Origin of the sequence: Actinomadura miaoliensis (assembly GCF_039536785.1) — a bacterium.
In the GTDB taxonomy this organism is placed as follows: Bacteria; Actinomycetota; Actinomycetes; order Streptosporangiales; family Streptosporangiaceae; genus Spirillospora; species Spirillospora miaoliensis.
The window spans coordinates 168,022-190,410 of record NZ_BAAAZG010000017.1 but is presented as its reverse complement, the minus strand read 5'-3'; the positions used below and the strand labels follow the sequence as shown (position 1 = coordinate 190,410).

At 73.1% G+C, this 22,389-nt stretch carries 20 protein-coding genes; 2 read left to right on the top strand and 18 right to left on the bottom strand.

The genetic code is table 11. From position 1 onward, the window contains the following. The coding region (locus ABD811_RS14735; RefSeq protein WP_344946847.1) for a metallopeptidase TldD-related protein at nucleotides 1-1,103 on the top strand (1,103 nt) is incomplete at its 5' end. A 6-nt stretch (nucleotides 1,104-1,109) separates the two neighbouring features. Here ABD811_RS14735 and ABD811_RS14730 read toward each other — a convergent pair. The 15 genes from ABD811_RS14730 to ABD811_RS14660 form a co-directional block, all read right to left on the bottom strand. Next, nucleotides 1,110-1,964, bottom strand: a complete 855-nt coding sequence (locus tag ABD811_RS14730) for a class I SAM-dependent methyltransferase (RefSeq protein ID WP_344946845.1) — start codon at nucleotides 1,962-1,964, stop codon at nucleotides 1,110-1,112. A gap of 11 nt (nucleotides 1,965-1,975) precedes the next feature. Next, entirely contained in the window at nucleotides 1,976-2,890 is a 915-nt protein-coding gene (locus ABD811_RS14725; RefSeq protein ID WP_344946842.1) for a homocysteine S-methyltransferase family protein, read from the bottom strand. Next, nucleotides 2,887-4,041, bottom strand: a complete 1,155-nt coding sequence (locus ABD811_RS14720; RefSeq protein ID WP_344946839.1) for a trans-sulfuration enzyme family protein — start codon at nucleotides 4,039-4,041, stop codon at nucleotides 2,887-2,889. The genes ABD811_RS14725 and ABD811_RS14720 overlap by 4 nt, the downstream gene beginning before the upstream one ends. A 1-nt stretch (nucleotide 4,042) precedes the next feature. Next, entirely contained in the window at nucleotides 4,043-5,368 is a 1,326-nt protein-coding gene (locus ABD811_RS14715) for an aminotransferase class V-fold PLP-dependent enzyme (protein ID WP_344946836.1), read from the bottom strand. Then, nucleotides 5,368-6,174, bottom strand: coding sequence for a crotonobetainyl-CoA--carnitine CoA-transferase (locus ABD811_RS14710; RefSeq protein ID WP_344946833.1), 807 nt, complete (start codon nucleotides 6,172-6,174; stop codon nucleotides 5,368-5,370). The genes ABD811_RS14715 and ABD811_RS14710 overlap by 1 nt, the downstream gene beginning before the upstream one ends. A gap of 122 nt (nucleotides 6,175-6,296) precedes the next feature. Next, nucleotides 6,297-7,001 (bottom strand): DUF899 family protein, encoded by a 705-nt coding sequence (locus ABD811_RS14705; RefSeq protein WP_344946830.1) that lies wholly within the window; start codon nucleotides 6,999-7,001, stop codon nucleotides 6,297-6,299. A 260-nt stretch (nucleotides 7,002-7,261) separates the two neighbouring features. After that, on the bottom strand, nucleotides 7,262-7,756 hold the full coding sequence (locus ABD811_RS14700) for an EF-hand domain-containing protein (RefSeq protein WP_344946827.1): 495 nt from the start codon (nucleotides 7,754-7,756) through the stop codon (nucleotides 7,262-7,264). 108 nt (nucleotides 7,757-7,864) lie between these two features. Further along, nucleotides 7,865-8,530, bottom strand: a complete 666-nt coding sequence (locus ABD811_RS14695; protein ID WP_344946824.1) for an NHL repeat-containing protein — start codon at nucleotides 8,528-8,530, stop codon at nucleotides 7,865-7,867. A 41-nt stretch (nucleotides 8,531-8,571) separates the two neighbouring features. Further along, nucleotides 8,572-10,284, bottom strand: a complete 1,713-nt coding sequence (locus ABD811_RS14690; RefSeq protein ID WP_344946821.1) for an ABC transporter substrate-binding protein — start codon at nucleotides 10,282-10,284, stop codon at nucleotides 8,572-8,574. 89 nt (nucleotides 10,285-10,373) lie between these two features. Continuing rightward, complete coding sequence (locus ABD811_RS14685) at nucleotides 10,374-11,723, bottom strand: aminotransferase class V-fold PLP-dependent enzyme (RefSeq protein ID WP_344946819.1); 1,350 nt, start codon at nucleotides 11,721-11,723, stop codon at nucleotides 10,374-10,376. Nucleotides 11,724-11,765: 42 nt separating this feature from the next. Beyond that, complete coding sequence (locus ABD811_RS14680; RefSeq protein WP_344946816.1) at nucleotides 11,766-13,004, bottom strand: DUF885 domain-containing protein; 1,239 nt, start codon at nucleotides 13,002-13,004, stop codon at nucleotides 11,766-11,768. 29 nt (nucleotides 13,005-13,033) lie between these two features. Beyond that, nucleotides 13,034-14,350 (bottom strand): ABC1 kinase family protein, encoded by a 1,317-nt coding sequence (locus ABD811_RS14675; protein ID WP_344946813.1) that lies wholly within the window; start codon nucleotides 14,348-14,350, stop codon nucleotides 13,034-13,036. Beyond that, the gene (locus ABD811_RS14670; RefSeq protein ID WP_344946810.1) at nucleotides 14,347-14,997 is read right to left on the bottom strand and encodes an NHL repeat-containing protein; all 651 of its coding nucleotides are present in this window, start codon (nucleotides 14,995-14,997) and stop codon (nucleotides 14,347-14,349) included. Before ABD811_RS14670 ends, ABD811_RS14675 begins: the two co-directional genes overlap by 4 nt. Continuing rightward, nucleotides 14,997-15,962, bottom strand: a complete 966-nt coding sequence (locus ABD811_RS14665) for a class I SAM-dependent methyltransferase (RefSeq protein WP_344946807.1) — start codon at nucleotides 15,960-15,962, stop codon at nucleotides 14,997-14,999. The genes ABD811_RS14670 and ABD811_RS14665 overlap by 1 nt, the downstream gene beginning before the upstream one ends. A 108-nt stretch (nucleotides 15,963-16,070) precedes the next feature. Beyond that, a complete protein-coding gene (locus ABD811_RS14660) occupies nucleotides 16,071-17,264 on the bottom strand; it encodes a DUF6004 family protein (RefSeq protein WP_344946862.1) in 1,194 nt (397 codons plus the stop codon). 367 nt (nucleotides 17,265-17,631) lie between these two features. Between ABD811_RS14660 and ABD811_RS14655 the strand changes: the two genes are divergently transcribed. After that, nucleotides 17,632-19,425, top strand: a complete 1,794-nt coding sequence (locus ABD811_RS14655) for an ABC transporter substrate-binding protein (protein WP_344946805.1) — start codon at nucleotides 17,632-17,634, stop codon at nucleotides 19,423-19,425. 58 nt (nucleotides 19,426-19,483) lie between these two features. Here ABD811_RS14655 and ABD811_RS14650 read toward each other — a convergent pair whose 3' ends face one another. The 3 genes from ABD811_RS14650 to ABD811_RS14640 all read right to left on the bottom strand — a co-directional run bounded on the left by ABD811_RS14650 (nucleotide 19,484) and on the right by ABD811_RS14640 (nucleotide 22,357). After that, nucleotides 19,484-19,948 carry an SRPBCC family protein gene (locus ABD811_RS14650; protein WP_344946802.1) on the bottom strand — a complete coding sequence of 155 codons (465 nt, stop codon included), beginning with the start codon at nucleotides 19,946-19,948 and terminating at the stop codon, nucleotides 19,484-19,486. Nucleotides 19,949-20,098: 150 nt separating this feature from the next. Continuing rightward, a complete protein-coding gene (locus ABD811_RS14645; protein ID WP_344946799.1) occupies nucleotides 20,099-21,109 on the bottom strand; it encodes an NAD-dependent epimerase/dehydratase family protein in 1,011 nt (336 codons plus the stop codon). A 12-nt stretch (nucleotides 21,110-21,121) separates the two neighbouring features. Further along, entirely contained in the window at nucleotides 21,122-22,357 is a 1,236-nt protein-coding gene (locus ABD811_RS14640; protein ID WP_344946859.1) for a methyltransferase domain-containing protein, read from the bottom strand. Nucleotides 22,358-22,389 lie beyond the last annotated feature (32 nt).

Here is a 22,389-nt window from a genome sequence, read left to right as displayed (position 1 = left end):
CCGCGCTCCCGCAGGGCCGCGAACACGGCTGGGACGAGCCTCCGGCGGATCCCCCGCCCGACGTGCTGGACGAACTCGTCCCGGACCTCGGGCGGACGTTCCGCCGGGCGCGGGCCGAGCGGCGCCTGCTGTACGGGTACGCGGAACGCCGGGTCACGACGACGTACCTGGCCACCACGTCCGGAACACGCGCGCGGCACGTCCAGCCGGCGGGCCTGCTCGACCTGACGGCCAAGACCTCCGACCACTCGGCGTCCGCCTGGGCCGGCACCGGCACGACCGGCCGCTGGGACGTCGCCGGCATGCACGACCGGTTGGGGCGCAGGCTGGGCTGGTCGCGGCGCCGCGTCGACCTGCCCCCGGGATCGTACGAGGTGCTGCTGTCCCCGTCGTGCGTCGCCGACCTGATGATCCACCTGTACGGGGCGGCGGGCGCGGCGGACGCCCTCGGCGGCCACGGCCCGTTCGCCGCGGACCCCGGAGGCACCGGCACCGGCGGCACCGGGCTCGGGGTCGGCGAGCGGCTCACCGACCAGCCTCTGACGCTGAGCGGCGACCCGGCCGCGGCGGGGCTGGAATGCGCCCCGTTCCTGGTCGCCCGCTCGTCCGGGCCGGTGGTCTCGGTGTTCGACAACGGGGTGCCGCTGCGGCCGACGACCTGGATCAGCGGTGGCGTGCTGACCGCGCTGGTGCACACCCGGGCGTCCGCGCGGCAGGCCGGTCACCCCGTCACCCCCTGGATCGACAACCTGGAGTTGCGCGGGGAGGGTCCCGGGCGGACGCTGCCGGAGATGGTGGCCGCGACCAGGCGCGGGCTGCTGCTGGGCTCGCTGTGGTACCTGCGCGAGGTCGACCCCCGGTCGCTGCTGCTGACCGGGCTCACCCGCGACGGCGTCCACCTGGTCGAGAACGGCGAGATCGTGGGGGCGGTGAACGGGTTCCGCTTCAACGAGAGCCCGCTGCGGCTGCTGGAACGCGTCACGGAGGTGGGGCGCACCGAGCGCACGCTGCCCCGGGAGTGGGGCGACCACTTCACCCGCGTGGCCATGCCGCCGCTGCGGATCGCCGGCTTCACCATGTCTGCGGTCAGCGCCACCCCGTGACACCGGTCAGGGCGCGACGGCGCGCACGCACAGGGCGGTCGACGGAAGCGGGATGACACCGCCGGCGGCGAACGGCGCCACGGCCGCGCCGACCGCCTCCCACGTCGCGGGATCGTCCTCCGAGCCGTAGCGGTCGCGGAGCAGGCCGAGCAGCCGGGGCGGCGTCATCGCCTTGGTGATCTCGACGTACTCGCCGGGGCCGTCCAGCCGGAACGGCACGGTGAACGCGGTCACCGACACGTCCTGGAAACCCGCCGCGATCAGGTCGGCGGCGAGGCGCCCCGGGTCGGACATGCTGAACGGGCCGGGCAGGCCGGGCGGTGGCGGGGGCAGGTCGAGCCGGTCGGCCAGCACCCGGTACCCCAGCGACATCATCGGCGCGGCCTCCGGCTCGGCCCACACGGCGGCGGCCAGCACACCGCCGGGCACCAGCACCGCGCGCAGTCCGCGGAACGCCGCGACGTGGTCGACGGCGAACATCAGGCCCAGACGGCTGAGCACCACGTCGAACGCGCCTTCGGGCTGGCCGAGGTGCTCGACGTCGCCCTCGGCGAACGCGACGTTGCGGCACCCGTGCAGCCGGGCCCGCCGACGCGCCACCGCCAGCATCGCGGGCGAGATGTCGACGCCGACGACGCGTCCGCCCGGCCCGACCGCGGCCGCGGCGTTCAGCGCCGGTTCGCCGATGCCGGTGGCGACGTCGAGCACGCGCCGGCCGGGCCGCACGTCCGCCAGGTCCAGCAGGCGGCGGGTCAGCGCGGCGCCGCCGCGCTCGAAGATCTCGTGGGTGGCGTCCCAGCCCGCGCTGATGGCGTTCCAGGACCGCCGCTGCTCGGTCTTGACCTGCTCGGGATCGATCACGTGTCCTCCCGTCACTGCGCGCCTGGGGCGGCCGGGGCGTGGTGCAGCGCCGCCATGTGCGCGGGCGTGGCTCCGCAGCAGCCGCCGACGATGTCGACGCCGGACTCCTCCCGCCAGCGCGCGACGCGTTCGGCGAACCGCTCGGGGGTGACGGCGGCGGGCAGGACGCGGTCGACGTGCCGCCCGCGCGGGATCCCGCCGCGGTCCTCCAGGTTGGGCGCGACCCCGACGGGCCCGTCGCAGGCGTCGCGCAGCACCCGCAGCGCCGTCTCGGTGTCGTCCAGGGACGCGCAGTTGACCAGCGTGGCGGCGGCGCCGTCGCGTTCGACGGCGCGGGCGGCGTCGGCCAGCGGCTCGCCCGACAGCAGCCGCGCGCCGTCCGCGCACACGAAGCTCACCCAGGCCCGGCCGCCCGCCGCCCGCACCTGCTCCAGCGCGACACGCGCCTCGCGGGCGCGGTTCATGGTCTCCACGAGCACCAGGTCCACGCCCGCCCCCACCAGCTCCGCGGCCAGCCGGCGGTGTTCGGCGCGCAGCTCCTCGTCGGGCGGGACGAGGTCGGGCCGGTAGCAGTCCTCGACGGGCGCCATCGCCCCCGCGATCAGCACGTCCTCGGCCTTGGCGGCCGAGCGCGCCGCCCGTGCGACGCCGACCGCGGCGTGCACCATCCATCCGAGCCCGGCCGAGTCCAGCCCCAGCCGGCGCAGGGCGCGCGGGTTGCACCGGAACGTGTTGGCGGTGATCACCTGCGCGCCCGCCGCGATGTGGCGTTCGTGCACCTCGCGCAGCAGGCGGCGGTGGCCCTCGCCGTTGAGCGCCAGCGTGCTCCACCAGGGCGCGCGGACGGGCAGGCCCGCGCGCTGCAGCTCGGTGGCGGTCGCGCCGTCGAGCCGCACCGGCTCGCCCGTCGTCGGCCGGACGGTCATGGCATCCCTCCGTGTCGCAGTGCGGTGAGCAGGTCGTCCAGCAGGTCCGCGGGGTCCTCGATGCCCGCCGACACGCGGATCAGGTCGTCGGTGACGCCCAGCCGCAGCCGGACGTCGCGCGGGACGGCGGCATGGGTCATCGTGGCGGGACGCTCGACGAGGGAGCGGACCCCGCCGAGGCTGACCGCCACCGAGAACAGCCGCAGACGGCCCAGTGCCCGGTCCGTGTCGCCCAGGTACCGGAAGCTGAACACCGAGCCCGGCGCCGACATCTGCCGCGTCGCCGTCTCGTAGCGGGGATGCTCGCGCAGCCCCGGATAGTGCAGCGCGCCGACGTGCTCGCAGTCGCGCAGCGCCGCCACCAGGGCACGAGCATTCTGCACCTGCCTGGCGGTGCGCAGCGACAGCGTCTTCAGGCCGCGGTGCACCAGGAAGCAGTCGAGCGCGCCGGGGACGCCGCCGATCGTCGCCCGGTGGGAGCGGAAGGCGCGGTCCAGCTCCGCGTCGTCGTGGACGAGGGCGCCGCCGAGGACGTCGTAGTGTCCGGCGATGGACTTGGTGGTGCTGTAGAGCGACACGTCCGCGCCGAACCGCAGCGGCTGCTGCAGGGCAGGACCGGCGAAGGTGTTGTCGACGACGACGCGCACGCCGCGTTCACGGGCCAGCCCGCACACCTCCTCCAGGTCGACCACCTTCAGCAGCGGGTTGGTCGGCGTCTCGATCCACATCAGGCCCACGTCGTCGCCGAGCGCGGCGGCCACGGCGGACCGGTCGGTCAGGTCGACGTGCTCGACACCGATGCCGTACCGGGCGGCCGTCTGGAACAGGGCGTGCGTGCCGCCGTAGACGTCATCGCACGCGACGAGCCGCTGCCCCGGACGCAGCAGTGCCAGCACGGCGGCCCCGGCCGCCTGTCCCGAGGCGAACACGGTCGAGAAACGGGCGTCCTCCAGCGAGGCCAGGCACTGTTCCAGGCCTTCGGCGGTGGGGTTCTCGCCGCGCGCGTAGAAGTAGCGCGGCGGGTCCTGGACGCGGCGTTCGAAGGTGGTGGCGACGTGCACCGCCGGGACGACGTCGCCCGTCCCGGCGTCGGCCTCCTGGCCCACGTGCACCAGCCGGGTGTCGAAGCGCATGTTCGGTCCGCCGGTCATGTCACAGGAACCGTGCCGTGGGGCGCTCACGGGTCCACGTCCCGGGTCGTACGGTGCGCAGCGCGCCGGCCACCAGGTCCACCTCGTCCTCGCTGTTGTAGACGGCGAACGACATCCGCACCGTGCCGAGCAGGCCGAGATCGTCGAGGAGGTCGGCGGCGCAGTGCACGCCGCCGCGCACCGCGACGCCGTGCGCGTCCAGATGCCCGCCCACGTCGTAGGGGTGGACGCCGTCCACGACGAAGGAGACGATGCCGCTGGGGTCGGCGCCCGGATCGCCCACGACCCGTACCCGGTCGATCTCGCCCAGCGCCGCCACGGCGTAGCGCACGAGCGCCCGGTCGTGCCGCCTGACGGCGTCCCACCCAAGCCCGTGCAGGTAGCGCAGGGCCGCCGCCAGCCCCACGGCGCCCTCGATGTTGGGCGTGCCCGCTTCGAACCGGCCCGGGGCGGGGAGGTACCGCACCGGGCCGGTGCGTGTGACTCCCTTCACCGTGCCGCCGCCGACCTGGTAGGGGGCCGTGTCGGCGAGCAGGTCACGCCTGCCGTACAGCACGCCGACGCCCATCGGCCCGTACACCTTATGGCCGGAGAAGCAGTAGAAGTCGGCGTCCAGTTCCCGCACGTCCACCGGACGGTGCGGGACGGCCTGCGCGCCGTCCACCACGATGGGGACGCCGTTGCGGTGCGCGACGCCGGCCAGCGCGCGCACCGGGTTGACGGTGCCGAGGACGTTGGACACGTGCGCCACCGCCGCCAGGCGGACCCGGGGACCGAACGCGGCGGAGAAGTCCTCCCGCGACACCCTGCCGTGCGCACCGACCGGGACGACCACGAGTTCGGCGCCCGCCTCCTCGCACAGCCGCCGCCAGGGCAGCAGGTTGGAGTTGTGCTCCATCCCCGTGACGACCACCTGGTCGCCCCTGCCCACGACGCGCCGTCCGAACGTGCCCGCCACCAGGTTCACCGCGTCGGTGGTGCCGCGGCAGAACACGATCTCGTCGGCGTGCGCGGCGCCGATGGCGCGGCGCACCGCCTCGCGGGCCCGGTCGTAGCGGTCGGCGGCGGCCCGGCTGAGCGCGTAGTGGCCGCGGCCGACGTTGCCGTTGACCGTGGAGTAGTAGTCGACGATCGCGTCCAGGACCGCGCGCGGCTTGTGCGTCGTGGCCGCGTTGTCCAGGTACACCAGGGGGTTGCCGTCGAACCTGGCGGACAGGATGGGAAAGTCGGCTCGTACCGCTTCGGGCAGGCGTGCCGGGTGCGCGTCGCCGGGCGGGGCCGGCGGCGGGGGGCCGACCTTCGCGGTGGCCCGCGACGGATCGTCCATCACGACTCCTCTCCTGTGGCGCCGAGGTCGAACATGCGAGGGAACGCCTCGACGAACTCCTCGGCGAACCGGAAGACCTTCTGCTGGGGGTAGGGGCGGTGGTGCGGCGGGACGTATCCGGGCTCGCCGCGCCGGGGCAGCCGCCCGTCGCGCAGGCGCAGGTGCGGGCCGTAGAAGAACCAGGCGACCTGCCCCACCTGCTCGGTGAACAGCACCGGGTGCACGTCCGGCGGGTAGAGGGCCATCTGGCAGAACGCGGCCCGGAACTCGCCCGCCGGTCCGAACCCGTGCCCGAACATCAGGTGCCCGAAGACGTCGTGGACGGCTCGGAACAGGTCGTTGTGGCACAGTTCGACGCCGTCGACCTGGACACCGGAGGGTTCGCGCATCGGATGCCGTCGATCCGTGGCGCAGGACGGGCCGTGCCCGGCGCGGGTCGGGTACACCCACAGCACGCCGCTGCTCCGCACGCGTCTGCGCAGGTCGCGGGAGTCGCGGTAGGGCTGGCCGGGCGACGTCCACGGCCGGACCGTGATGCCCGCCTCGGTGGTGATCGACCGATACAGCTCGGCCGTCCGGCGCTTGAGTTCGCGGTACTGTGCGCGCAGTCCGGCGTCGTCCTGCAGGGCGGGCGCGGCGTGGTGGTGATCGGCCATCCGGCGGCACAGCTCCTCGTCCAGGGACAGCCGGGCCTCTCCCCGCCGGGATATCTCGTGACCTGGTGCGTCGCGGCGTTTCAGCCGGTGGTCGACGTGACGCTGCGCCACCCGTACCAGGACGGGGCCGGCACTCCGCTCGTCGATCACACCGGACCTCTCGAACACTCGAAGGTCGGACGAAGACTTTAAGAGTATATAGCAATCGCTCCGGCGGGTCGGTGCCCACCGGAGCGATCGGCGCCCGGCCGCACGGCCGGGCGCGCAGCGTCTCAGCCGCGCTCGCGTCCCGGATAGTCGTTGCCGGCGTACCAGTCGCCGCGGCCCCGCGGGAACATGTCGAGGATGTTCCACACGGGGTTGAGCAGGTCGATGCCGCGCTCGGTGTCGTCCAGGAAGTTGGCGGGCAGCGAGTAGAAGTGCCGCACCCGGTCGCCCTCCCTGAGCAGCACGCTGGCCATGGGCCGCTGCGCCCCGCCGGGCCGCTCGGCGTTCATGTCGGCGTTGAAACCGGTGCCGTGGCTGGACAGGATGCGCAGGCCGTCCCACCCGCGCCGCCGCGCCCACTCCCGCAGCTTGGGCAGCGGCGCCTTGCCGATGACGGCGAACGCGGCGTGCCGGCGGATGTGGTGGGACACCCCGTGGAACCCGTCCACCCACATCGAGCACATGGGGCACGCGGCGTCCTCGTCGGGGTGGAACATCAGGTGGTAGACGAACAGCGTGTCGTGCTCGCCGAACAGCTCGGCGAGCCGGGTGGCCCGGACCGGCTCGTCCCTGCCGAGGTCGCGCGGCCCCTCGCTGAAGGTGTAGTCGTCGAGCAGGGCGCCCCGCGGCATCCGCCGCCGCGCCGCGGCGACCTCCTCGATCTGGTCGCGCAGCCTGCGCTCGGCCCTGGCCAGCTCGATCCGCGCGTCGATGTACTCCTTGCTGGCACCGATGGGCCACATCGGCGGGATGTCCGTCCTCTGCTCCATGCACCGGCCTCCTTCAGCGGCGTCGTCCCGGCGGTGTCGGAGCTCTCGACTATAGGGAACGCTAGCTTCCTGCGACGAGGGATCGCCGTACGCAGGGACTTTCCCGATCATCACTTCACCTTCATATGCCTCCCATAATGCCACTCATGGCACATTGCCCCAGGCCATCGGCGAACGACGACGGGCGGGACCCGGCCTGCCGGATCCCGCCCGATCGCGATGGGGACGCTCCGGGACGGGGGCGGTCGCCCCCGTCCCGGCTAGTTCGCGTCCTTGTAGAAGGACTCGGTGTAGCGGCGGTACTCGTCGCGGGACAGGTACCCGTCGCCGTCGGTGTCCCAGCTCTGGAAGGCGTCCACGGCCTCCTTCGGGGCGAGGCCGTGGGTCTTCTGGGACGCCAGCCACTCCTGGATGGAGATCTGGCCGTCGTTGTCGGTGTCGGCCAGGTCGAACGCGGCCATCGCCAGCGGGATGGCGATCTCGTCGACGAAGCCGGGCTGGGCGTGCGCGGCGGTGAACTCCTCCTTGCTGATCTTCTTGTCGCCGTCGACGTCGTGTCCCTCGATCGACGACCACAGCCTGTTGCCGAGGTCGACCAGCCGCCGCCAGTCGTCGCTGCCGGGCGTCACGCCGAACTCGTGGGTCCAGCTCGCGATCAGAGCGTCGATGTCGCTCTGAACGATCTCGCCGTCGTTGTCGGTGTCGTAGTAGCCGAAGACCTCTTCGTACTTCTCCCGCTGCACCTCGGTCGCCATGTGTACCCCTTTCCGAAGCCGGATGCGGATGCGGACTTCTCGGCGAGCCGCCTGTCTCCCTTGGGCGGATCTCCCGCAGAGACTGACTCGGTGATTCCGTAGCGATTTCTAGTTCCGGTAGGTGCCGTTCAGGACGTCGTCGAGACGGACGGACTTGACCCGGCGCGCCTCGAAGTCGCAGTACCACAGCTGGTAGCCGTCCCAGGTCAGGCCGGTGGGACGGCCCTCGACGCGGACCGCGCCGCGCGGCCTGCCCGTGGCGGCGTCGACGGCGCGCACCGTCGCGGCCTCGAACTCCGAGTACAGCACGGTGCCCGCCACGTGAGTCAGCCCGGACGGGGCGCCCTCCACCGGGTGCTCCCGCCGCACCGTCATGGTCGCGAAGTCGCGCAACTGGACGACGGCGGGGGCGCGCAGGCACATCCAGACCCCCTCCGGGCCGGCCTCCACGCCGCACAGCCGGCCGCCGGGCGGCGCCACCTGCCGTTCCTCGACGATCTCGCCGGTCTCCGGGTGGACGAGCAGCAGCCGCTTGGGACGTCCGCCGACCTGGCAGAGCAGCCCGTCGTGCCAGGTGAGGTCGGCGCGCACGCGCGGGCAGTCCAGGGTCCGCACCACCGCGCCGCACGCGGGTTCGATCGCGAAGATCTTCCCGGCGTCCTGGTCGGAGTGCCACAGGAGCCCTTCGGCGAAGGTCAGCCCGCACATGTAGTCGGCGGGCGCGGGCAGTGAACGCACCACCGGGACGGGCCTGACGGCCGGTGCCGTCGCCATCGCGGATCCTCCTTTCCCGGAGCGGTGACCCGGCGCCCCGGTCAGCGGGGCGGGTCGAGCCAGAGGTTGGACAGGTCGAACCAGCGGTCGATGGTCGGCATCGCGATCGCGTTGCGCACCCGGTCGCCGCGCAGGTGCGGGATGGTGGGGGCGTGCACGAGGATCGGCACGATCGCCGCGTCCTCCATCACCCGGCGGTCGACCTCGTGCCAGGCGGCGCGGGCGCGGTCGGGGTCGACCGCGCCGAGCGCCTCCTCGATCAGCCGGTCCACCTCGGGGTCGCTGTAGCAGCCGTAGTTGCCGGTGCCGCGCGAGCAGTTGGTCTGGAACATCGGCTGCAGGAACGCGCGGCCGTTGTTGCCGAACCAGTCCGGTGTCCACGACGGGGCGGTCAGGTCCCACAGCCCGGCCCGCGCGTTGTCAGGATCCTGGAGGAACCGGTAGTAGTCGGCGTGGCCCATCGGCACCAGCCGCACCGCGATCCCGGCCTTCTCCAGGTCGGCGGCGTAGGACCGGGCCACTTCGGGGTTGGCGTCCACGTCGCGGTGGACGGCGACGAGTTCCAGCCCGTCGGGGTGGCCGGCCTCGGCGAGCAGCGCACGCGCCCGGTCGGGGTCGCCGCGGTCGTCCGGCGTCGGGTACAGGTCGTAGTCCTCGTAGCCGTCATTGCCGGGCGGGATCGCGGTGCGCGCCGGGCGCATCACCGTGCCGGCGGCCAGGTCGTGGTAGATCCGCTGGATCGCCGCCTTGTCGATCGCGTAGGCGATGGCCCGCCGCACCCCGGCCTTGCCGAGCGCGCCGCCGCAGTTCGGGCTGACCACGTTGAACACCAGGTACGGGTTGAGCGCGTAGCCCAGGTCGTTGCCGGGGTCGGTGGGGTCGATCTCGTACGGCTCGGTGACCGGGGACGCCCACGACAGGTCCGCCGCCCCCGACCTGATCCTGGCGCCGACCTCCTCCGGGGTGGCCTTCTCCATGGTCACCTCGATGGACTGGACGTACTGGTTGCGCACCGGGTCGGTCTCCTTGCGCCACACCGGGTTGCGTTCCATCCGCAGCCGCCTGCCGTGGACGTAGTCGACGAGCCGGTACGGTCCGTTCGACCGCACGTCGCGGCGGAACTCGTCGCTGTCGGGCACGTGGGCGTCGTATTCGACGGGCGCGGGCGAGGCGAACGTGAGCGCGAGGATGTTGAGGAAGTCGGCGGCGGGACGCAGCAGCTCGAACACCAGCGTGTCGTCGTCCACGGCGAACATCCCGGGGATGTCGTGGGAGTTCTGGAAGCCCGCCAGGTCGGCGGCGGTGGCGTCCTTTCCGGGCACCGCGGCCGCGTACTCCTCGCAGAACTCGCGCATGCCCCGGATGGTGCTGGTGAAGTAGCGGATGCCGCCCGCGCCGATCACCGGGTTGCACATGCGCTTGAAGCCGCGGACGAAGTCGTGCGCGGTCACCTCGCGGGGCGGGGTGGTGTCCCACATGACGCCGCGGCGCAGCGTGACCGTGTAGACCTTGTGGTTGGCGCTCAGGCCGCCGTTGTGGGTGGAGGGGATGTCGACGGCGATGTCGGGGACGGGGGTGACGGCGCGCCAGTCGCGCAGGTCCTTGACCGGCGCGTAGGTGAACAGCTGGCGGGCGAACAACCGGATGATCTGACCGCCCAGCATGTAGTACGCGCACGCGGGGTCGACGTGGTCCATGCTGCCGGGGCCGTAGAGCCGGAGCACTCCCCCGTAGGTCGGCTGGCCGCTGCTCATGGGTGGGGCACCTTTCCGTGGCGTGGGGTCGTGTCGGTGGCGGTGGGTTCATGTCCGTGGCGTGGGGGCATGTCCGTGCCGGCCCGGAGTCACGCCATCTCGTCCGCCAGCCGGCCCATGACGTCGACGGCGTGGTCGATCTCCTCGCGGGTGTTGAACAGGTGGGTGCACACGCGGGCCGCGTAGTGCATGTGCGGGGAGCCGGGCACGTCGAACTCGACCCAGCGGATCCAGATCCGGTGCTCGCGCTCCAGCCGGTCCACGAAGAGGTTGATCTTCTTGGGGTTCCACGCGTCGTGCGGCGCGCGGAACGGCCGGAAGCTGATCAGCGGCGAGCGCAGCCGGGGGTCGGCGGGCGAGTGCAGCGCCCGCTCGCCGAACCGCTCGGCGAGGCGGTCGCGGGCGTGGTCGCCGAGCTCCATGATCCGCCGCTCGATGCGGCCGCGGCCGATGGCGTTCCACATCTGGCACGCCCTGGTCAGCGCGGCGGCGCGGGCGATGCCGGCGCTTCCGGCGCTCTGCAGGTAGTCGCCCATGTTGCAGGTCTCGACGCGGGTGGTGGTGCGCGGCGGCATGGGGCCGAGCATCGGGTACCAGGTGGAGATGACGGGCCAGAACGGCGGCAGCGGCAGCGGGTTGTGCTCGGGGATCACCTTGTTGCGCACGTACAGCAGGCCGGTGCCGAGCGGCCCGCACTGGAACTTCGAACCGGACCCGGTCATGAAGTCCACGCCGAGGGCGCGCAGGTCGGCGTCCAGCATGCCGGGCAGCAGCGCCCCGTCCATCACGGTGACGATCCCGTGCCGCTGCGCCAGGTCGCACAGCGCGCGGACGGGCATCCGGGTGCCGGTGAACAGGGTGACGGCGGCGAAGAACATCACCCGGGTGCGCGGGGTGATGGCGGCGGCGAACAGCTCGACGATGTCCTCGGCGCGCACGTCCGGCCCGGACGGGAGGGTGATGGTCCGGACGGTCAGCCCGGTGCGGTTGTGCACCAGGTTGAGGTTGGACAGCACCGAGTAGCACTCGTGCGTCGTGGTGAGCGCCTCGTCGCCCTCGCCGAGGTCCAGGCCCGCGATGACGCGCGCCATGCCCTCGGTCGAGTTGTGGCAGATGACCATCTCGTCCTGGTCGACGCCGAAGTCCCCGGCGATGGCGGCGCGGTACTCGGGATACAGGGTCGGCGGGTAGATGTCGCGCAGGCTGCCCGTCCATTCCCGGGTGACGCGTTCGTGGACGTCGAGCACCTCGTGCGGCACGGCGCCGACGGTTCCGGTGTTGAGGTGCACCGTGCCGGGGCGGAGGGTGAAAAGCGACCGGATGTGGTCCCAGGACGCGGTGCCCAGATGCCTGTCGGGGCAGTGGGCGCGGCGGTCGCCGTCATGGCCGGGGAGAGGGGAAAGCGTGCCGGTGCGGTCGGCGGAGACGCTCTGACCCACGGGGACCTCCATAGTGAAATCGCTATATATAATTAAAGTAACTCACCGGGTGGGCGGGAGCAAGGGCTCGCGGAGCAGCCGGCCGAAGCGCTCCGTGACGCCCGCGCCCGGCTCCCCCTCGGGGCCGTCCGCACGGGCGCCGTCGGCACGGTCCCCCGCGAGCCAGGCGGAGACCAGGCGGGCGCCCTCGATGTAGGTCGTGACGTACGCGCGCCACAGCGGGTCGAGCAGGAACCGCACCATGTGCCGTGCCCGCCCGTCCTCGATCAGCAGCCAGCGCCGCAGGTACGCGACCGCCTCGTCGGCGTCGGCGCCCCGGTCGTGCAGCAGGATCGCCGCGTCCTGCCGGGCCGGGAACAGCCGCCTCATCTGCGTCATCACGTGCTGCATCCGCTCCCCGTCCACGCGCAGGCCCAGCTCGCCGAGGATCTCGGCGGTCCACGGCCCCCACGCCCGCCCCAGGACGGCGTCCAGGGCCGTTTCGGCCAAGCCCTCGGCGAGCAGGCCCTGCGGGGTGTTCACCAGGGACAGCACGTGCTCGCCCTGCCCCTGCCCGTCGACCAGCACCGCCTCCTTCACGCAGTGCTCGGTGTGGTGCCCGGGATAGCACTCGTGCGCCGCCACCAGCGGCAGCGCGCCCAGGTCGCGTCCGGCGAGCGCGTTGAGCGAGACGGTCGAGCGGAAGCGGCCGCGGTAGCGGTTGAAGGCGTTCCACGGCGGGTCCTGGACGACCTCGTACTCCACGTGCTCTCCGGCCGGAAGGCCGTAGCGCGACGCCACGACGGACCGGAGCTCCGCCGACACCGCGCCCATCGCGCGCCGCAGCAGCGGCGGCGGGACGGCGTTGCGCCGTCTGAACTCCTCCACGCGGGCGCGCAGCGGCCCGGGCCCCGGCAGCAGCTCGTCCAACGCGTCGTGCGCGGCGGCGTACTCGTCGGGGTCGCCCAGCGCCACCTCCACCTGGAAGTACGCCGCGACCTCGGCCAGGAACGCGATCGGTTCCCCGGCCAGCCGCCGCGCCGCGCACTCCAGCGCGGTGAGCTGCCCGGCCAGGAACCGCCGGCGTCGTTCGTCCAGCGGGCCGTCCGGGAGCCGCGCGAGCAGCCGCGCGGCCTGCCCGGCCAGTTCGGCGGGCGGACGCGGCGGCTCGGCGTCCACCCGCCGCGCCAGGTCCGGGTCGCCGAACCAGCAGTCGACGTAGCCGTCGATGTGCCGGCCCATGCGCAGCCCCAGCAGCAGGTAGTCGCGCACGATCGGGTCGTCGGCGGCGTCCGCCGTCATGGCCGCCTCCTCCGTTCGGCGGGGCCCGGTCACCGGGCGCCGAACAGGCCGCGGTTGAGCACCGGCCGGGCCGTCTCCTGGAAGTCGATGCCGGGGTCGAGGTCGCGGATCGTGCCCTCGATGACCAGCAGCGACAGCAGCGGGAAGATCAGCTCGGGCGCGGCGTGCACGCCGTGGGCGCGCTGCAGGGCGAACATCTCGGTGGCGAACGCGACCAGGCTGAACTCCCGGGCGGGCAGGCCGTGGCTGCGTTCCACCAGGTCGGCCATGCGGTCCAGGAAGCCGTCCAGGTCGGCGCCGGGGCGCGTTCCGGCCGCGCTCTCGACCACGATCTCGGCGCAGCGGCGGCCCCGGCCCACCGACATGTTGAGGAAGAACTCGGCGAACAGGCGTCGCAGGCGCTCGCTCAGCCGCACGCTGAACCCCGCGTCCAGCACCACGACCTGCCCGTCGCGGGTGAAGTACAGGTTTCCGGGGTGCAGGTCGCAGTGCACGAAGCCGTCGACGAACAGCATCTGGTAGATCGCGGTCAGCGCGGAGGCGGCGAGCCTGCGGCGCGTCGCGGGCGGGCACGCGGCGGCGGTGCGCACATCCAGCTCGGGGATGAGCTCCATGACGACGCAGCGCGGCCGCGACGCGTGCGCGTAGACCTTCGGGACCCGCACGCGCGGCACGACCGCCAGGTTGTCGCGCAGGCGGGCCAGGCCGTCGGCCTCGCGGGCCAGGTCGAGCTGGCCGTGCACGGCCGCGCACATGTCCTCGACGACCGCGGCGACCGGCACGCCCCGCAGCATCGGCAGCCGGGCGACCAGGCGGGACGCCGCACGCACCAGCGCCAGGTCCCGGGCCATCACGCGGTCGACGTCCGGCCGCCGCACCTTGATCGCGACCTGCTCGCCGGTCGCCAGGACCCCGCGGTGCACGCAGGCGACGCTGCCGCCGGCGACCGGCCGCTCGTCGATCTCGGCGAACACGCCGTCCGGGCCGGTCAGGGCCGGGTCCGCCGCGTACGCCTCGGCGAGTGCCCGCCGCGTCTGCGCGGGGCCCGGCGGCGGCACCGCGTCCTGCAGCACCGACAGCTCGTCGCACAACGCCGCCGGAAGCACGTCCCGCCGGGTGCCCAGCACCTGCCCCGCCTTCACGAACGCCGGGCCCAGCGCCGTCAGCAGCGCGGTCAGGCGCCGGTAGACGTACCGCCGTCCCGACGAGCGGCCGCGCAGCGACGCGTGCGCCAGCCCGGCGAGCACGCCCGGCACCAGGACGACGACGGCGGTGGCCACGACCCGCACCGCCCGGCAGGCCAACGCGAACCTTCCCGGCGTCGCGTGCGGCGCGAGGCCCGTCACGGCGCCCGCTCCGCCCGCGCGATGCCCGGGACCTCGATGGCGCGCAGCTGGAACGTCGCGTGATCGCAGTACCAGATCAGGCTGCCGTCCCAGGCGATCCCGGTCGGGTTGCCCGGGACCGAGACCGACGCCACGTCCCGGCCGCGGTCCAGGTCGAGGAGGTTGATCGTGCCCGCGCGCTGGTCGGCGTAGGCGAGATAGCCGTCCGACACCGTGACGCCCGCGACGGCGTGGCGCACAGGGAAGCTGTCCACCAGCCGCAGGTCGTCCACGCCGCGCAGGTCGATGCGGCGCAGGTCCCCGTACCCCAGCCACAGCCCGTGCCGGGTGGCCTCCAGCCCGCACAGCACGGCTCCCGGACGGGGGTTGGGCAGCTCGCCGACCACCTCGCCGGAGTGCGGGTCGAGGACGCGCAGCACCCCGTGCGGCCCGGCGACCTGCACGAGGTAGCCGCCCAGCGTGGTCAGGTCGGTGCGGACGTCCCGGCAGGGCAGGCGCCGCGCCACCTCGCCGCTCGCCGGGTCCACCGCCATGATGAGGTTCTGGACGGCCTCCGAGCACCACAGGAACGTCCCGCTCCAGGTCAGCCCGCACAGCTTGAGGCCGCGTACCGGGATGTCGCGCACCGTACCGGCCGCGTACGGCATCACGGTCTCCCCACGGCGCCGGGCGAGGCCGTGTCCCCCGGTTGCGCGCCGCACTCCCCCGGTCCGCGCGAGGCGGCGGGCCGGACCGCCCGATCGAGCCCGCACTCCAGCCGCCAGTCGGTGGCCACCCGCACGCCCTCGGGACGGCGCACCCGCACGCGCAGGACGTCGCCCGCGGCGACCGGCGTGTGCCGCAGCGGCCAGATCCACACCGCCCAGTTGCACCCCGGGTAGGACGGGAAGTTCGACAACCGCACGTCCTCCGCGAGGGTGGCGGTGAAGAACCCGGCGACGGCGTGCAGCGTGCCGGGCCGGGTGACGACCAGGTCGCGGACGCGGCGCACGACCGCCGCGGACCGGTCCCCGATCCGGTTGTCGGCGATCGGCACCGGCTCGCTGAGCAGCGTCGGGCGGCGCTGGAAGAAGTGCAGCTGGGCGCCGGGCGGAGCGCACTCCTGGACGACGTCGAGCCGGTGCCCGAAGAAGTCCTCGCCCCACACCCCCCACCCCTCGCCGTCGAACTCGACGGCGGCCAGGTGGGTGACCAGCCGCTGCGGGACGACCCGGCCGCCGGGGGCGAGGTTGCCGCGCGCGAAGGCGTCGAGGACCTCCATCATCTGCTCCTCGGGGCCGAGGTTGCCCATCATCTCGGCGACGACCACGTCGGCCCGCTTCGGCAGCCGCACGGTCCGGGCGTCGGCGCGCACGACGGTCAGCCGGCCGCCGAGGTCGTTGTGCTCGGCGATCCGCGCGGCGACCGCGGCCGTGGCGGGGTCGGCCTCCACCGCGAAGACGCGCCCGGCGCCGTGCCGCAGCGCCAGCAGGGACAGCACGAGCGTGCCCGCCCCCACGTCGGCCACCACGTCGCCCGGCCGGACCGCGCGTGCGAGCGCCCGGTCGTAGGCCTCCAGCCGAGGCCGGTCGGCGAGCATCGCCTGGTGCATCAGCAAGAGTCGCTGGTCCATTCGGCACTCCCTCTCGGGCCTCTCCCGGACGTCTCGGGGCCGTCCGGGAGAGGCCGGCCGGCCGCGGCCGGCGGACGGGGCGGACACGTGCGCGGCGTGCGCGCGACCTCAGACGTTGACCGCTGCGGTCTCCCCGACGTGCGCGTCGCGCATCGCCAGGCGGACGCCGGCGAGCCTGGCCCGGACCGTCCCGTCATCGGTGACCAGCGCCGTGTCCGCGCCGGTCATGGCCAGCTCACTGCCGGTCGCCTCCAGGTCGCGCAGCCTGCCCGCCACGTGCACCGGCCCGGCCGCGTACAGGTTGCCGCTCGGCGTGACGATCTCGAACTCGGCGTCGATGTGCAGCTCGGCCGGGAAGCTCACCCGGCTCAGGCCCTCCTCGGTGCCCTCGCCGAGCGTCCCCCCGGAGGGCCGCGGCCAGCTGGCGCGCAGCATCACCCGGCCGCCGAGGGCGGCGCTGTGCCCGACCATCGCCACCCGCGCCAGCTGCGCGAGCACGCCCTGCCCGTCGTGCTTGTCGGGCCCGAACAGCAGGATCTCCGTCCCGGCCGCCATGCGGTGGTCGCCGGCCAGCTCGATGGTCTCGGTCCGGCCGTCGACCTCGACGTCGATCGCGCCCTCCAGCGACACCTGCATGATCAGCGAGGGGTCGACCAGCATCGACATGCACGGCCCCGCGCTGGCGGCGAAGAACACCGTCGGCGTCAGCCCCACGGGCTCGTTCTGGTCGTCGGCGGGGTACCACGCCTCGGGCAGCGTGGTGCCGCGCACCACGTTGGGCGCCTGGACGACGTCGAACGGGCCGTCGCCGCGCGGGCTGCCCAGGTACGGGCCGGTGAGCGGCTTCTTGTACGGCGGGATGCCGTCGACGACGCCGTAGATGTCGATGACGTTGCGGTGGGCCAGCCGCAGGGTGCTGGTCTCCAGGATGCCGAAGCGGCGGATGTAGAACTCGGCGGGGAAGTTCTTCCCCGGCACGATCTGCCGCACGTGCCCGGTGTTGGGCAGGAACGGGTTCGACAGGACCTGGATGCGGTCGTCGAGCTCGTAGCTGAAGCCCTTGATGCCGACCTCGGGCGCGCTGATCAGTTCCAGGTCCAGCTCGGCGTGGCCGCGCTCGTCGACGCGGTGCTCGAAGCCGGGCATCGGCCACTTGTTGAGCTGGACGAAGCCGGACAGGTTGATGGTCTCCCGGCGGCCGGCGTAGTAGTCGTCGCCGAAGACGACCGTCGCGGCGGCCAGGATGTGCGGACGGATCGGCTTGGGTTCGAGGTCGAGGGATTCGTACGTCTCGCGGAACATGCTCAAGCCAGACACCTCCAGCGTCTGTCGAGTCGATCCTCACCGGGCCCGGGCTGCGGACCCCGGTGACGGACCCAGGCGCCTATCACTATATTTTTCTATAGTTTTCTGTCAAGGCATCGTCCGCGGGCGGCACCTCCGGGGAGGCCGGCGCCGGCCCGCTCGCGGACGCCCCGCCGACCGGCCCGCACGCCACCGCGGATGCGCGTCGCCACTGGTCACGCACCTCCTCCGCCTGCGACTGCCCGACCGAGGTCACGACCAGCGCGTCGACCATGGGATGACGTTCCAGGGACACGGGTGACTCCTCTCATTGACGCGAGCATTCACTTTATTATTCGCTAGTGATGCCGTCCTCGAGGAGCTGATGCGGATGTTGGAGAGGTTCACCGGCCGCGCGCGGCGGGTCGTCGTTCCGGTCCGGAGGAGCGATCCGGACCGGAGGGCGGACGGTCCCGGGAGGCCCCGGCGCGGCGGGGTGCTCACCATGGTCGGTGCCGGGGACGTCGACCATCTCGACCCGGCCCTGGCGTACCACACCGTCACCCGCGGGATCGTCCGCGCCTACACCCGGCAGCTCGTCGGGTACCCGGCCGGACGGGACCGCGAGGCGGCGGGAAGGATCGTCGCGGATCTCGCCACCGAGGTGCCGAGCGCCGCCAACGGACGGGTCGCCGCGCGCGGCACCCGCTACACCTTCACGCTCAGGGACGGGGTGTGCTGGAACACCCCGTCCGGGGCCCGGCCGGTGACCGCGCAGGACGTCGTCCGCGGGATCAAACGGCTCGCCCACCCGATGGCGCCGAGCCCCGGCCTGCCGTACTTCCTGAGCACGATCGACGGCATGGCCGAGTTCCGCGACGCGCTGGCCAGGGGTCCCCGCACGCCCGAGGCCATCGCCGAACGCATGGAGCACACCGGCGTCCGCGGGATGCGCGCGGTCGGCACGACCGAGGTCGTCTTCACCATCAGGCACCCGGCGACCGACTTCCTGAACATGCTGGCGTTGCCGTTCGCCACTCCGGCGCCGGCCGAATACCTGCCGCATGTGCCGGGCAGTCCGGAGCTGAACGAGACGCTCATGTCGAACGGCCCGTACGAGGTGACCCGCCACGTCCGCGGGCGGCGGATCACGCTCGGACGCAATCCCGCCTGGGCGCCGGAGACCGACGGCCTTCGCGCCGCCCATGTCGACGGGGTGGACATCCGCCAGGGCGTCTCCGAGGAGGACGCCTACGAGCTGGTCGCGTCGGGCGCCGCCGACATGCTCTGGGACGTCCAGCCGCTCACCGCGAGACTGCCGGACCTGCTGCGCACCGGCGATCCCCGGCTGGAGGTCTGTCCGGCCGGCCTGCTCAGCCCCTACCTGGTCATCAACGTCGTCAGCCCGAACGAGGGGAACGCCACCGGCGACCGGAAGGTCCGGCAGGCGTTGCAGTACGCCGTGGACAAGGCGGCGGTGTCACTGGTGTGGGGCGGTCCCCGGCTGAACGACATCGCCGACCAGATACTCCCGCCGCTGTGCACGGCGCACCGTGAGTTCCGCCCCTACCGCACCGAGGGGGGACGCGGCGACCCGGAACGGGCCGGGCGGCTGCTCGCCGAGGCCGGATATCCGGAGGGACTCACGCTGAGACTGGTGTTCCGCGACGCGGACATCCACCCCGAGACCGCGGAAACGGTCAAGGTAGCCCTCGCACGCGCGGGCATCCGGGTGAAAACGGTACCCGCGTCGATCAACGAGTTCTTCGACGACTATCTGTCGTCCTCCTCGGCCGCGCGGGAAGGCGCGTGGGACATCGCGCTGACCGGCTGGGAACCGGACTGGTACGGCAACAACGCCCGGACGTATCTGCAGCCGCTGTTCGGCAGCCGCGGCGTCGCCGACAACGGCGACTGGGGTTCCAATTTCGGGCGCTACCGCAACGAGAAGGTCGACGACCTGCTCGACGCCGCGCTCACCTCGGAAAGCCAGAAAAGGGCCGCCGGGTTCTTTCGCCGGCTGGAGGAGGAGGTGATGCGGGACGCGGCGGTGGTGCCGATCCTGTTCGCCCACCAGTACTGGTTCCATTCGACCCGGGTGCGCAACTGGCTGCCCTACCCGGTGCTGAACGGCGACCTCACCAATCTGTGGCTGGGGGACGCGCCGTCCGGCGCGTGAGGGGGGCGAGCGGCACGAGGGCGCACGCGCGTGGCCGCTGCGCCCTCGTCCGCCGTTCTCACATCTTGATGTCCACCGGGTGGGCGTCGGCCACGATGGTGAGCCGGAGGTCGTGTTCGAGCAGCGCCTTCAGCGCGCACAGGACCATGGTGAAGCCGCCCATCGAGTCGATGGCCGCGGCGACCGCACTGTCCCCGTCCCCGGCGAAGCCGTCATTGGTGATCTGGACGTAGGTGGTGCCGTCGTCCTGCGGGAAGAACTTCCACTCGATGGTGGTGGGCGACTCCTCGACCCCCCAGTCGGCGAGGATCCGGGCGTCCTTGTCGACCTCGCGCACCTTGACGTGGGTGGAGACGCCGTACATCTCCCATTCCCATTTCACCTGCGCCCCGGGGGTCAGCCTGCCACTGCTCCTGGTGAACCAGAATCTCGTGGTGATCGCCGGATCGACGAACGCCTCGAAGACCTCGCCGACCGGCCGGCGAATGAGCATTCCGGTCTTCACGACCGGCGGATTCGTCATCCGGAGTCCGTCCACCGACATTCCCGCACGCCCCTTTCCAATGGCCGACTTCGCGGTCAGGATAACATCGGCGCCAGCGACTCAGGCCGACCTCGATGGTAATATCGCGGGCAGCAGACCATCGATATTCCCGGCATTCTTCCGATATGACTATTTCGCTGCCGGACGTGCCGGTCGCATGGCGGCCATGATCGTCTGCTCCAGGCCCTCGCGAAGCCGCACCCTCGGCCGCCACCCCGTCCGGCCCCGGAAGGCCGACGCGTCGACGACCACGCTCGCCAGGTCGGCGGGGCCCGCGTGCGGGGGCGGCGGCACCCGGCGCACGGGCACCGGCCGTCCACCGCGACACGCGGCGGCGATCTCGGCGACGCATCCGAACACCCGCTCCAGCGGCACGCCCTCGCCGGTGCCGAGCAGCCAGTGCCGTCCGGCGAGCGGGCCGACGTGGTCGAGCGCGGCCAGGAACGCGGCCGCCGCGTCCCGGACGTGCAGCAGGTCCCGCCGCACGGTGCCGTCGCCCCACAGGGTCAGCGGCTCGCCCGCGAGCGCCCGCCGGATCATGACGGCGAGCGCGCCGCCGCCCAGGGCACCGGTCGCGGGGCTGTGCCCGTACAGGGGCGGCAGGCGCAGGGAGACGCCCCGCACGGCCCCCTCGGCGGTGGCGTCGAGCAGCATGCGCTCGGCGGCCTGCTTGTGCCGGGCGAAAAGGTCGCTCGGGGCGTCGTGCTCGGAGCCGTCGAGCACCGTCCGCGGCGGCACGCCCACCTGGTGGATCGCCCCGGCGAACAGCACCGCCGGAGGCGGCCCCGGACGCCGCCCGCGCATCGCGTCGAGCAGCGACGCCATCACGCCCACGTTCACCCGCTCCGCGTCCGCCGTCCCATCGCGACCCGGGCCGTACTCACCGCCGGCGACCAGGTGGATCACCGCGTCGGCTCCCTCCACGGCGTCGGCGAGTCGCGCGTTCTGGGTCAGGTCGGCGCGGCGCACCTCGACGTCGGCCAGGCAGCCCGTGGGCACCGCGCTCGGCCGGCGCGCCACCGCACGCAGCCGCACGGGACGGTCGGCGAGCGCCGCCGTCACCACGGACCCGACGAACCCCGAGGCGCCCAGCACCACGACGAGCGGCCGCGCCCACCGGCCGGTGTCGCTGGAGGCCATGTCACCACCTCCTCAGACGACGTGCACGCGCGGCACGTACATCAGCCATCGGCCCCCGGCCCGCCGGAACTCCCGCTCCTTGCTCATGATCTCTTCGGCGTGGTTCCACGCGAACAGCAGCGCGTAGTCGGGGTAGGGCCGCGCGAACTCGCCGGGCGGCCGCACCGGGATGTGCTTGCCGGGCGTGACCAGCCCCTGCTTGGCGGGTGTGGTGTCGCAGATGAACGGCACCAGGTCCGGTCCGATGTCGCAGAAGTTCAGCAGGGTGGCGCTCTTGGCGGTGGCGGCGTAGCCGACGACGCGGCTGCCGTCCCGGCGCAGCGCGGTCAGCATGGCGACCAGCTCGTCGCGGACGCGCGCGGTGCGGGTCGCGAAGCCGCGCAGCACCGCCTCGTCGGTGAGCCCCCGGGAGCGTTCCTCCTCCAGCAGTTCGGCCACGGCCGCGGCCGGACGGCGCGCACCGGCCCGCGCCAGGGTGTAGCGGACCTGGCCGCCGTGGACGGGAAGCCGCTCGACGTCCACCAGCTCGAACCCGAACCGGTCGGCGGCCGCCCGCACCGAACGCGCCGAGAACAGGTAGAAGTGCTCGTCGTAGATCTGGTCGAACGCCGTCCTGGCCAGGACGTCGCCCAGGTAGGGGTCCTCGAACACGAAGACGCCGCCGGGCGCCAGCAGCGCGTCCACGCCCCGCAGAACCGAGTCCAGATAGGGGATGTGGCAGACGGTGTTCGCCGCGTAGACGACGTCGGCGGGCCCCTCGGCCTCGGCCGCCCGCGCGGCCGTGGCCTCCTCGAAGAACTCCCCGCGCACCCGCACCCCGGCCGCGCGCGCCGCCTCGGCGACGTCACCGGACGGCTCGAACCCCAGATGCCGCACGCCCGCGCGGCGGATCGTCCGCAGCATGACGCCGTCGTTGCAGCCGATCTCGACGACGAACGGATCGGGGCCGGTCAGCTCGGTCTCGAGGAACCGCTCGGCCACGGCGGTGAAGTGCCCGGTCATCGCGCGCGACCCGGAGGAGCGGAACGGGTAGCCCTCGTGGAACATCTCCTCGCGCGGGATCTCCTGGCAGAGCTGCACCATCGTGCACGAACCGCACTGCCCCACGGCCAGCCGGAAGAAGACCTCCGGGGAGCCGTCGGCCGGGTCCCGGAACCGCTGGGAGATCGGCTGCGCGCCCAGGTCGAGGAACGCCTCCACGACGCCGCCGCACACGCGGCACGCGACGGTGTCACCGACATGCCCGATCACGCTCACTCCTCGACCATCCGCGACTACGT